This window comes from Rhodovulum tesquicola (assembly GCF_024128855.1).
In the GTDB taxonomy this organism is placed as follows: domain Bacteria; phylum Pseudomonadota; class Alphaproteobacteria; order Rhodobacterales; family Rhodobacteraceae; genus Rhodovulum; species Rhodovulum tesquicola.
On record NZ_JAMYDV010000038.1, the window covers coordinates 1 to 11,120 of the forward strand.

General features: G+C 67.5%; 14 protein-coding genes. 4 read left to right on the forward strand and 10 right to left on the reverse strand.

The window, feature by feature from the left end; genetic code table 11:
* Window positions 1-97, forward strand: a 97-nt coding sequence (locus tag NHN26_RS16805; protein WP_435594217.1) for a transposase domain-containing protein, incomplete at its 5' end; no start/stop codon positions are given.
* Between the two features lie 128 nt (window positions 98-225).
* Here the strand turns inward: NHN26_RS16805 and NHN26_RS16810 are convergent.
* The 5 genes from NHN26_RS16810 to NHN26_RS16830 all read right to left on the reverse strand — a co-directional run bounded on the left by NHN26_RS16810 (window position 226) and on the right by NHN26_RS16830 (window position 5,687).
* Window positions 226-1,542 carry a pyruvate dehydrogenase complex dihydrolipoamide acetyltransferase gene (locus NHN26_RS16810; protein ID WP_253090480.1) on the reverse strand — a complete coding sequence of 439 codons (1,317 nt, stop codon included), beginning with the start codon at window positions 1,540-1,542 and terminating at the stop codon, window positions 226-228.
* Between the two features lie 11 nt (window positions 1,543-1,553).
* Window positions 1,554-2,927 carry a pyruvate dehydrogenase complex E1 component subunit beta gene (locus tag NHN26_RS16815; RefSeq protein WP_253090481.1) on the reverse strand — a complete coding sequence of 458 codons (1,374 nt, stop codon included), beginning with the start codon at window positions 2,925-2,927 and terminating at the stop codon, window positions 1,554-1,556.
* 15 nt (window positions 2,928-2,942) lie between these two features.
* Window positions 2,943-3,959, reverse strand: a complete 1,017-nt coding sequence (gene pdhA / locus NHN26_RS16820) for a pyruvate dehydrogenase (acetyl-transferring) E1 component subunit alpha (protein WP_253090482.1) — start codon at window positions 3,957-3,959, stop codon at window positions 2,943-2,945.
* A gap of 142 nt (window positions 3,960-4,101) precedes the next feature.
* Window positions 4,102-4,404 carry an FtsB family cell division protein gene (locus NHN26_RS16825; RefSeq protein ID WP_253090483.1) on the reverse strand — a complete coding sequence of 101 codons (303 nt, stop codon included), beginning with the start codon at window positions 4,402-4,404 and terminating at the stop codon, window positions 4,102-4,104.
* A gap of 92 nt (window positions 4,405-4,496) precedes the next feature.
* Window positions 4,497-5,687, reverse strand: coding sequence for a phosphoglycerate kinase (locus tag NHN26_RS16830; RefSeq protein ID WP_253090484.1), 1,191 nt, complete (start codon window positions 5,685-5,687; stop codon window positions 4,497-4,499).
* 145 nt (window positions 5,688-5,832) lie between these two features.
* Here NHN26_RS16830 and NHN26_RS16835 point away from each other — a divergent pair, with 145 nt between their 5' ends.
* Window positions 5,833-6,339 (forward strand): peptidylprolyl isomerase, encoded by a 507-nt coding sequence (locus NHN26_RS16835; protein WP_253090485.1) that lies wholly within the window; start codon window positions 5,833-5,835, stop codon window positions 6,337-6,339.
* Window positions 6,332-6,880 (forward strand): peptidylprolyl isomerase, encoded by a 549-nt coding sequence (locus NHN26_RS16840; RefSeq protein WP_253090486.1) that lies wholly within the window; start codon window positions 6,332-6,334, stop codon window positions 6,878-6,880. Before NHN26_RS16835 ends, NHN26_RS16840 begins: the two co-directional genes overlap by 8 nt.
* On the opposite strand, the gene NHN26_RS16845 is transcribed toward NHN26_RS16840, so the two are convergent.
* Window positions 6,870-7,853, reverse strand: coding sequence for a GNAT family N-acetyltransferase (locus NHN26_RS16845; RefSeq protein ID WP_253090487.1), 984 nt, complete (start codon window positions 7,851-7,853; stop codon window positions 6,870-6,872). The two genes, NHN26_RS16840 and NHN26_RS16845, sit on opposite strands and share 11 nt — an antisense overlap.
* A 15-nt stretch (window positions 7,854-7,868) precedes the next feature.
* Between NHN26_RS16845 and NHN26_RS16850 the strand changes: the two genes are divergently transcribed.
* Window positions 7,869-8,027 (forward strand): hypothetical protein, encoded by a 159-nt coding sequence (locus tag NHN26_RS16850; protein WP_253090488.1) that lies wholly within the window; start codon window positions 7,869-7,871, stop codon window positions 8,025-8,027.
* Between the two features lie 241 nt (window positions 8,028-8,268).
* On the opposite strand, the gene modC is transcribed toward NHN26_RS16850, so the two are convergent.
* The 4 genes from modC to NHN26_RS17660 form a co-directional block, all read right to left on the reverse strand.
* Window positions 8,269-9,381, reverse strand: coding sequence for a molybdenum ABC transporter ATP-binding protein (gene modC / locus NHN26_RS16855; RefSeq protein WP_253090489.1), 1,113 nt, complete (start codon window positions 9,379-9,381; stop codon window positions 8,269-8,271).
* Complete coding sequence (gene modB, locus NHN26_RS16860; protein WP_253090490.1) at window positions 9,378-10,049, reverse strand: molybdate ABC transporter permease subunit; 672 nt, start codon at window positions 10,047-10,049, stop codon at window positions 9,378-9,380. Before modB ends, modC begins: the two co-directional genes overlap by 4 nt.
* A gap of 4 nt (window positions 10,050-10,053) precedes the next feature.
* On the reverse strand, window positions 10,054-10,842 hold the full coding sequence (gene modA / locus NHN26_RS16865) for a molybdate ABC transporter substrate-binding protein (protein WP_253090491.1): 789 nt from the start codon (window positions 10,840-10,842) through the stop codon (window positions 10,054-10,056).
* A gap of 183 nt (window positions 10,843-11,025) precedes the next feature.
* On the reverse strand, window positions 11,026-11,120 hold a 95-nt coding region (locus NHN26_RS17660), incomplete at its 5' end, for an IS3 family transposase (protein WP_331429137.1).

Genomic DNA, 11,120 nt, shown 5'->3' on the forward strand with positions numbered 1-11,120 from the left:
CGCCTATCTGAAATCCACCCTCGAAGCCATCGCCGCCGGCCATCCGCAAGGCCGACTGGACGAGTTGCTCCCGTGGAATTACCAGCCGTCAACCTGAAAACCGGGTGGCCGTCCAACGACGCTTACTTTGAACCGGGGGATGGGAGGCGTCCGCAATGGCGGGCGCGATGGTTCTGTGGACGCAGTCCAGCAGGCTGTTGGGCTCTGCGGTTCCGGCGGCAGAGGTCAGGCCAGCATCGCCATCGGGTTTTCCAGGTTGTCCCGGATCGCCTGCAGAAGCTCCGCCCCCAGGGCGCCGTCGATCACGCGGTGATCGACGCTGAGGGTGACGGTCATCACCGTCGCCGCCTCGACCCGGCCATCCTCGGTCACGACGGGCCGTTTCACGCCGGCGCCCACCGCAAGGATCGCGCCGTGGGGCGGGTTGATGACCGCATCGAAACTGTCGATGCCGAACATGCCGAGATTCGAGATCGCGAAGCTGCCGCCCTGATATTCGTGCGGCGCGAGCTTGCGGTCGCGGGCGCGGGCGGCGAGGTCCTTCATCTCGGCCGAGAGCTGGCTGAGGGTCTTGGTCTCGGCGTCCCGGAGGACTGGCGTGAACAGCCCGCCCTCGATGGCGACGGCCACGGCCACGTCCGAGGGTTTCAGCTGCAGGATGCGGTCGCCCGCCCAGACCGCATTGGCCGCGGGCACCTGCTGGAGCGCGAGCGCGCAGGCCTTGATGATGAAATCGTTGACCGACAGCTTGACCCCGCGATGGGCGAGTTGGGCGTTCAGTTGCGCACGGAACGCCATCAGCGCGTCGAGCCGGATGTCGCGGCGCAGGTAGAAATGCGGGATCGTCTGCTTGGCCTGCGCCAGGCGGGCGGCGATGGTCTTGCGCATGCCGTCGAGCGGGATCTCGTCATACGCGCGGTCGGCGTAAAGCCTGGCCACGGCCTCGGCGTCCGGGCCCGCGGGCAGGGGGGACGCGGCGGCGACCGGGGGAGAGGTCGGGGCAGGAGAGGCGGCCCGCTTCGGCGCGGCGCCGGGCTCTGCGCTTTCGACATCGGCCTTGACGATCCGGCCGCGCGGACCCGTGCCCTTGAGCCCGGCGAGGTCGATCCCCCTGTCCGCGGCGATGCGGCGCGCGAGCGGCGAGGCGAAGATGCGGTCGCCCGTGGGCGAGGTCGGCGCGGGCGGGGCGGCGGCCGGCTTGGAGCCCCCTGCGGGGGCCGCCGCGCCGGCCGCGTCGGCCCCTTGGGCCTCCGGGCGCGACGTCGGCGGCGGCGCGCGGTCGGCGTCCGCGGGCTGTTCGCCTTCGGCGAGCAGCAGGGCGATCGGGGTGTTGACCTTGACGCCCTCGGTGCCTGCGGGGATCAGGATCCGGCCCAGTGTGCCTTCGTCGACCGCCTCGAATTCCATCGTGGCCTTGTCGGTCTCGATCTCGGCGATCAGATCGCCCGCCGAAACGGTATCGCCCTCGTTCACCAGCCACTTGGCGAGCGTCCCTTCCTCCATCGTGGGCGACAGGGCAGGCATCAGGATTTCGGTCGGCATGCCGCTCCTCCTCAGCGATAGGTCACGGACCTGACCGCCTCGATGACCTCTTTCGTGGTCACGAGCGCCAGCTTTTCCAGGTTCGCCGCATAGGGCATGGGCACGTCCTTGCCGGTGCAGTTGATCACCGGCGCGTCGAGCCAGTCGAAGGCCTGCTGCATCAGCACCGCCGAGATGTGGTTGCCGATCGAGCAGACCGGGAAGCCCTCTTCGACGGCGACGCAGCGGTTGGTCTTTTTCACGCTCTCGATCACGGTGGCGGTGTCGATGGGCCGGAGCGTCCTGAGGTCGATCACCTCTGCCTCGATGCCGTCCTTCGCCAACGCGTCGGCGGCCTCCAGCGCATAGGTCATGCCGATGCCGAAGCTGACGAGGGTCACGTCCTTGCCCTCGCGCCAGATGCGGGCCTTGCCGAAGGGGATGGTGAAATCGTCGAGCTGCGGCACCTCGAAGGAGCGGCCGTAGAGGATCTCGTTTTCAAGGAAGATCACGGGGTTCGGATCGCGGATCGCGGTCTTCAGGAGGCCCTTGGCATCGGCCGCGGAATAGGGCTGGACGACCTTCAGCCCCGGGACATGCGCGAACCAGGCGGCGTAGTCCTGGCTGTGCTGGGCGGCGACGCGGGCGGCCGCGCCGTTCGGGCCGCGGAAGACGATGGGGCAGCCCATCTGGCCGCCGGACATGTAGAGCGTCTTGGCGGCCGAGTTGACAATGTGATCCATCGCCTGCATGGCGAAGTTGAAGGTCATGAACTCGACGATGGGGCGCAGGCCCCCGAAGGCCGCGCCGACCCCGAGACCGGCGAAGCCGTGTTCGGTGATCGGGGTGTCGATCACCCGGCGCGCGCCGAATTCATCCAGAAGTCCCTGGCTGATCTTGTAGGCGCCCTGGTATTCCGCGACCTCCTCGCCCATCAGGAAGACGGTCTCGTCGCGGCGCATCTCCTCGGCCATGGCGTCGCGCAGTGCCTCGCGGACGGTGGTGGATTTCATCTGAGTGCTGACGGGGATTTCGGGAACCGCCGCAGGGGCAGGGGCCTTCGGCTGGGCCGGGGGGGCGGCCGACGCGGGGCCCCCGGCGGGGGCCGCCTTGCCGGCCGCGTCGCCCCGCGGGGCGGCCTCCGGGGCGGCGTCGGCCGTCTCGCCCTCGGCGACGAGGACCGCGATGGGGGTGTTGACCTTGACGCCCTCGGTCCCCGCGGGGATCAGGATCCGGCCCAGCGTTCCTTCGTCGACCGCCTCGAACTCCATCGTGGCCTTGTCGGTTTCGATCTCGGCGATGACGTCGCCCGCCGAGACGGTGTCGCCCTCCTTCACCAGCCACTTGGCGAGTGTGCCCTCCTCCATCGTGGGCGAGAGCGCGGGCATCAGGATTTCGGTTGCCATGCTGCTGCTTCCCCCTCAGGCGCTTGCCGGCTCGGCGTAGATGTCGGTGAAAAGCTCGTCCACCGCGGGTTCGGGGCTCTCCTTGGCGAACTCGGCGGCCGCGTTGACGATGGCCTTGATCTCCTTGTCGATCTCCTTGAGCTCGTCCTCTGTCGCGTGGGTGCCTTGCAGGATCAACTCGCGCACATGCTCGATGGCGTCGCGTTCCTCGCGGATCTTCTGGACCTCCTCGCGCGAGCGGTATTTCGCCGGATCCGACATCGAGTGGCCGCGGTAGCGGTAGGTCATCACCTCGAGGATATAGGGGCCCTTGCCCGCCCGGCAGTGGGCGACGGCCTTTTCGCCGGCCGCCTTGACCGCCAGCACGTCCATGCCGTCGACCTCCTCGCCCGCGATGCCGTAGGCGGCGCCCCGTTCCCAGAGATTGGGCGACCTGGTCGACCGCTTGACCGCGGTGCCCATGGCATACTGGTTGTTCTCGATCACGAAGATCACCGGCAGTTCCCAGAGCTGGGCCATGTTGTAGGTTTCATAGACCTGGCCCTGGTTGGCCGCGCCATCGCCGAAATAGGTGAATGTCACCCGGCCGTTGCCGAGATATTTGTCGGCGAAGGCAAGGCCCGCCCCGATCGGCACCTGAGCGCCGACGATGCCGTGGCCGCCATAGAAATGTCGCTCCTTCGAGAACATGTGCATCGAGCCGCCCTTGCCCTTGGAATAGCCGCCCTCGCGCCCGGTCAGTTCCGCCATCACGCCCTTGGGGTCCATCCCGCAGGCCAGCATGTGGCCGTGGTCGCGATAGGAGGTAATGCGCTTGTCGCCCTCTTCGGCGGCGGCCTCAAGGCCGACCACCACCGCCTCCTGGCCGATATAGAGATGGCAGAACCCACCGATCAGGCCCATGCCATAGAGCTGGCCGGCCTTTTCCTCGAATCGGCGGATCAACAGCATCTCGCGGTAGAACTTCATCAGTTCTTCGCGGGAAGTGTTTGATTGAGAAGTGGTTTTCGCGGGCGTCTTGCGCGTTGCCATCGGGCGCCGCCTCCCTTGCGCGGAAAATGGTTTAACGTTGAACAAAATCCTATCAGACGCGGCCGAGAAGGGCGAGCGATTTTCCGCGACAGCGCTACGCCTGCGAACGTGCCCGGAACATTTCCGACAACCCTTGCCCGCCTCAGCGGATCACGATTTCGTCGGCGCGGATCAGGCCCAGCACGACGCGGGCACGTTCGTCCAGCAGGTCAAGGTCCAGATATCCGTCCGACAGCCGCCGGGTGCGGTTCTCCAGATCCGCGAGTTCCGCCTCCAGCCCGGCCTTTTCGGCGCGCAGCCGCTCGGCATCGGCCTCGATCTGGATGCGACGGAACAGGCCAAAGTCCCCTTGTACCGCGGCAAAGGTGAAATAGGTCGCCAGCGTGGCCCCGACCCCCAGGAAGAGAAGCGCCCCCAATGCCGGGCGCCCGCGCTGACCGCTCATGTCGCATGCCTCTGGCGCCGCCTCTCGCGGGCGGCCGAGGCCACTCTAACCCATCAGACTCGCAGAGGGAATCCCCCACGTCGCGCCAAAGGTCAGCTTTCCAGCGCGGCCACCCCCGGCAGCGTCTTGCCTTCCATCCATTCGAGGAAGGCGCCGCCCGCGGTCGAGATGTAGCTGAACGCCTCGGACGCCCCCGCACCGTTCAGCGCCGCGACCGTGTCGCCGCCCCCGGCGACCGAGACCAGGGCGCCCGATTTCGTCAGTTCGGCGGCCTTCTTCGCGGCAGCATTGGTCGCCGCATCGAACGGATCGATCTCGAAGGCGCCGAGCGGGCCGTTCCAGATCAACGTCTTGCACTTGCCGAAGACCTCCTCGATCCGCTTCACCGTCTCGGGACCCGCGTCAAGGATCATTGCATCCGCAGGGCAGGCATCGGCCGCCACCGTCACGTTCTCGGCGCCCGCGCGGAACTCGCGCGCGCAGACCACATCGACGGGCAGTACGATCTCGCAGCCCGCGGCCTTGGCCTTGTCCAGAATGTCGCGCGCGGTGCCCGCCATGTCATGCTCGCACAGCGACTTGCCGACATTGATGCCCTGCGCTGCAAGGAAGGTGTTGGCCATCCCGCCGCCGATCACCAGGTAATCGACCTTGGCCACCAGGTTGCCCAGCAGGTCGAGCTTGGTCGAGACCTTGGCCCCGCCGACCACAGCCACCACCGGACGCTCGGGGGTCGCCAGCGCGCTTTCCAGTGCCTTCAACTCGGCCTCCATGTTGCGCCCCGCGCAGGAGGGCAGCAGCCGCGCGATGCCTTCGGTCGAGGCATGCGCCCGGTGCGCGGCCGAAAAGGCGTCGTTGACGTAGACATCGCCCAGCGCGGCCAGCGCCGCCGCCAGTGCCGGATCGTTCTTTTCCTCGCCCGCATGGAAACGGGTGTTCTCCAGCAGCAGGATGTCACCCTCGGACAGCGCGGCCACCGCCTGTTTCGCGGGCAGCCCGATGCAGTCCTCGGCGAAGATCACGCCGCGCCCGAAGGCCGCCTCCAGCGCGGGCAGCGTGACCTTGAGGCTCATCTCGGGCACGACCTCGCCCTTGGGCCGGCCGAAATGCGCCAGAAGCACCGGCTTGCCGCCCTTGGCGAGGATGTCCTTCACCGTTGGGACAATCCGTTCGATCCGGGTGGCGTCGGTCACACGGCCATCCTCGACCGGCACGTTGATGTCGACGCGCACCAGCGCGACCTTACCGGCAAGCTCCATGTCGTCGAGGGTTTTCCAAGCCATGCGTCATCCTCCCGCGGGGTTCCAGTTTGCCGCTAGATCGCCCGAACCTGCCCGCAAGGTCAATCCTCGCATCCGCCATGGGTCTTTTCATCGGCAATCGGTCGCACTAGGGTCTCGCGCGAACCCTACCGACCAGGAGACGCAGATGGCCGAGATCAAGGACCCCGAGAACACGATCCTGATGGAACTGAAGGGCGGGCGCGTCGTCATTGAGCTCTTGCCCGACGTGGCCCCGAAACATTGCGAGCGCATGAAGGACCTCGCCCGTGCGGGAGCCTATGACAACGTCGTCTTCCACCGGGTGATCGACGGCTTCATGGCCCAGACCGGCGACGTGGCCCATGGCAATGCGGAAAAGGACTTCAACCTGCGTCGGGCTGGCACGGGCGGGTCCGATCTGCCCGATCTGCCGGCCGAATTCTCGAAACTGCCCCATGACCGGGGCACGATCGGCGCGGCGCGGGCGCAGAACCCGAACTCGGCCAATTCGCAGTTCTTCATCAACTTCACCGACAACCATTTCCTGAACGGCCAATACACGGTCTATGGCCGCGTCGTCGAGGGGATGGAGCATGTCGACGCCATCACCCGCGGCGAGCCGCCCGCCGATCCCGACCGGATGCTCAGCGTCAAGGTGGCTGCCGATGCGTAGTCTCGCGCTTGTCCTGATGCTGGCCGCCGGTCCGGCGGCCGCCACCGGGCTTCAGATCGAGGTCGCGGGCGAGGGGGCCACTGGCCGGATCGTGATCGACCTGTTCGAGGATGTCGCGCCGAACCATGTCGCGCGGATCACCGAACTGGCCGAGACCGGCGCCTATGACGACGTGGTGTTCCACCGGGTGATCGACGGCTTCATGGCCCAGACCGGCGACGTCGAGTTCGGCAAGCTGGGCGCGGACATGCGCCGCGCCGGCATGGGCGGGTCCGACCAGCCCAACCTTGCCGCCGAATTCTCGGACCGCCCGTTCGAGCGCGGGGTGATCGGCATGGCGCGCGCCGCCGATCCCGACAGCGCGAATTCGCAGTTCTTCATCATGTTTGCGCCCGCGCCGCATCTGAACGGCCAGTATACCGTGGTCGGCCAGGTGCGCTCGGGGATGGAGATCGTCGACGCGATCAAGCGCGGCACCGGGCGCAACGGTACGGTCACGGGCCAGCCCGACCGGATGGTGAAGGTCACCGTCACCGACTGATCCGGGATAGCGCAAAGGCAGCGGCCCGTGCCAGGGCCGCCACCGCCCGGCTGCCCGGCGCATCCAGCATGGTCGCGCCGAGCGGCACTCCTTCGGCGCCGGTGCCCAGCTTGAACCGCGCCAGATCGGGCGCGTTCTCGGTGTCCAGCAACCCCAGCTCCAGCGCCGTGATGCCCTGCGCCTTCAGCGCAAGGATCGCGCGCCACATGATCAGATTGTGGGCGTTCGCCGCACGCCCCGCCGCAGAGGTCCAGCCCAGGTGATAGCTCGCCCAGGGGGGGTGGATCAGGAACAGCATCCCAGCGACCGGCCGCCCGCCCGCATGGGCACTGACCAGCAGCGTCTCGCCCGCCCGCGCCCAGGCCAGCGCGTAGGCAGGCGGCAGGCGGCCATAGCGGCGGGCGCGGGCCTGCGCCGCTTCCTCACGCAGTAGCCAGTGGGCGGGGTCATCGGGCAGGGGGGCCTCGGCCAGTGTCAGTCCGGCGGATTCGGCCCGTCTCAGCCGGTTGCGCCATTTCTGATGCAGCCCCGCGCGTAGCGTGCAGGCATCGGGGCCCAGCGATAGCCGCGCGACATGGCCACCCGTCATCATGGAAAGCCACGGCCCGCCCGCAACCGGATCGACGCCCGCCACGGGCTCGGGCGTTACGATCACCCCCCGATGATCGGCGCGGAGGCCATTGATCAGCGCCGCATGCGCGTCCCTCAGGGCGCCTTCTGGGAGGTCAGGTGCGAAAACCGGACCTCGCGAGATCAGGGCCACGCGGCCGACCAGCGACCAGTTCCGGCTCAGAACCTGCGCAGAACCCAGCACCTTGCCACGCTCGTGCCAGTCGAGCCAGCGCACGGAACGGCCCAGCGCGGCACAGACCGCGCCATGGGTCGGATGCTGCTGCATCGGCAAACCCGCGCCGCCGGGCGGGCGCGGCAGGTCGGCCTCGGTCCAGACAATCGTCATACTCTTGTTAACCATGAGATAAGCTAAGACATGGTAAACGGCCTTATGGCCAAGCCGCGCAAGACCGTCATGGGCATCCACGCCCCGCCGCCCCAGCCAACCCGCGCCGGGGCGCTCTGGCTGGCGCTGGCAATCACGCTGCCGCTGGCGGGACTGCTTGGGCTTTTCCTTCTTGTGATACCCTCCTGAGATGATCTCCGTTTTCCGGACGGGCTTGCGGCGTGGCTGAACTTGCCTCGCGTTCCGGCTGCCGCCTGCAGGTCATGACCCCGACCGGACATGGGTTGGCCGGGACGACACCGGCGGCTGCATCGCGTCATCGGCCGCCACAGGAGGAAGAGCAGGAGCCTCATGCGAAGATGACGATGTGTCACGATCCGCCAGTTTCAGGAACGAAGATGCCTCTCGGAAATCCGGGGCCGTTCCGTTTTCATGGGGACGCGATGCCGGTATCGGTCTCCTGCGCGACATGCCCGCGGGCCACCGACATCGTCTTGAGAATGGCGTGAACCGGCTCGCCGGGCTTCAGCGCAAGCATCTCGCAGGCGCGACGTGTGATCCGGGCCATGATCTCGTCTTCGCCCACGGCGACGCGCACCAGAACCCCCGGTCCCTCCCCCGGGGTGACCGTCACGACGCGCCCTGTGAGGATGTTCTGTGCCGAAAGCCCCTCGGGCTGCGCCCGCGACAGGATCACCTCATGGGCGAGGATGCGCACCCTGTGCCGCTGTCCCGCCGCCGCGTCCAGGCGAGGCAGCCAGATCGGGCCGCCCGCCGTCTCAAGGCGCGTCGTTCCGTCCGCCTCCTGTGCGGTGACCCGCGCGGAAAGCATCGCCGCGATTTCACGCAAACCCAATTGCCTGAGGGCCACCGGGTCGGACATGACCGCTGCGGTGCAGCCGGCTGCCACGATCTTGCCGCGCTCGATGACCACCATTCGGTCGGCCAGCACCTGCGCCTCGCCGATGTCATGGGTCACGAGGACGACCGGCATCGACAGTTGCGCCCGCAGGCCGATGAGTTCCTCGTGCAGCCGCTCGCGTGTGGCGCGGTCCACCGCCGAGAACGGCTCGTCCAGCAGGAGCACCTCCGGCCGCCGCGCCAGCGCCCGGGCCAGTGCCACACGCTGCTTCTGTCCGCCTGACAATTCCGCCGGGCGACGGTGCCCGAGATCGCCGAGATGGACGAGTTGCAACAGACGCTCGGCCTCCGCCGCACGCTCGCGAGCGGGCAGATCGCCCATAGCGGCGATCACATTGCCTGCCGCCGTCATGTGCGGGAACAGCGCGAAGTCCTGGAACACGAGTCCCGCACGCCTGCGATGGGGGGGAACCGAGATGTTCCGCGCGGTATCGAGCCAGGCGCTGCCCGCGATCTCGACCCGAGCCGTGTCAGGCTGCCAGAACCCGGCGATCGTCCTGAGCGTCGTGGTCTTGCCGGACCCCGACGGGCCCACCAGCGCAATCAGCTCTGCCTTGCCGACCTCGAAGGACAGGTCCAGCGGAATGGGTGCAACGGCCTTGAGTGTGACCTTGAGTGTCATTGCCCCAGCCTCCGACCGACGCGAGCCGACAGCGCGAAGGTCGTGGCGATGGTGAAGAGCGAGATGGCCACCAGCACCGCCGACATGGTCCCGGCCGCCTCCATGTCGAAGGCCTGAACGCGGTCATAGATCGCTATGGCGATCGTCCTGGTCTCGCCGGGGATCGAGCCGCCCACCATCAGAACTATGCCGAATTCACCCAGAGTATGCGCGAAGGTCAGCACCATCGCCGTCACCACCCCCGGCCAGGCCAGCGGCAGTTCGACCTTCCAAAGGGCGCGCAGCGGCGACAGGCCGCTGGACGCGGCTGCTTCTCGCAGTGAATTCGGAATCGCCTCGAAGGCGCGCTGTGCGGGCTGGATCGCGAAGGGCAGATTGAAGATGACGGAGGCCACGACCAATCCTTCGAAGGTAAAGACAAGCTGGTGGCCGAACAGGTCTTGCCAGAACGCGCCCACGGGCGAGTTCCGGCCGAGCGCGACAAGCAGGTAGAAGCCGAAAACGGTAGGCGGCAACACCAGAGGCAGCATCACCAGCCCCTCGACCAGCCCCTTGCCCCGGAACGACCGGGTGGCAAGCGCCCGCCCGACGAAAACCGAAACCGGCAGCAGCAGGGCGACGGTCCAGGCCGCGAGCGACAGCGATAGCCAGAGTGCCTGCCAGTCCAAAGGGTTACTCCGGCAAAGCGAAGCCGTAGCGTTCCATGATGGCGCGCGCGGTCGGCTGCTGGATATAGGCATAGAAGGCCTCGGCCACCGGACTCGCTTCCCGGACCAGCGCCATGCGCTGCAATAGCGGTGCGTGCCATTCGGCTGGGATCAGGGCGAAGCGTCCCCGATCCCGAAGCTGGGGCGCAGTTGCCAGCGACCAGGCGATGATGCCGCCATCCGCATTGCCCGACAGCGCGAACTGCGCCGCCTGGCTGACATTCTCGCCCAGCACCAGGATCGGTTGAAGCGCCTCCCATAGCCCCGAGTGTCGCAGGACCTCTTCTGCACGCATGCCATAGGGCGCGTGCTCGGGGTTGGCGATGGCGAAGCGGGTCACCCGGCCCTCGGCAAGGGCCGTGCGCAGGTTCTCCAGAGTGCCGTCGGGCAGAAGCGTGGAGCCGTCAGCCGGGATCGCGATGGCCACGCGGCCTTCGGCATAAAGCGTCCCCTCGTCCCGCGTGAAACCGTCACGGGCGAGATCGAGGATGAAGTGCTCGTCGGCCGCCATCAGCATCTGGAAGGGGGCTCCTTCGCGGATCTGCCGGGCGAAATTGCCGGTCGATCCGAAAGACAGAAGCACCTCCTTGCCGGTCTCGGCCCGGAAGGCGTCCGCGATCTCCTCCACTGCATAGCGCAGGTCGGAGGCGGCGGCGATTGTTGCCGGAGCCTCCTCGGCCGTGCCGGGAAGCGCGGCGACGGCAAAACCGAAGGAAAGGAAGGACGCCCCGAGGGCTCGGCGGGTCAGCATCATGGGGGCGCTCCGGATGGATATGTCTCCTGGGAAACATCAGCGCCGACCAATCGCGCGTCAATTGTTAATTCCGGTTGCAGGTCGTGTCGCGGAAGCTGTGGAAATTCCCTGCCGGCGTGCTCCGGGCATGTGAAGGTTCGGTCCCTCGGGCGGTGGCCTGCTGCCGGTTTCGTGGACAGCAGGTTAAGCTAGCATAGCGCGGGCCTCGAACTCCATGGGGCTGATGTAGCCCAGTTTCGAATGCCGTCTGCGCGGGTTGTAGAAGCGCTCGATGTAGT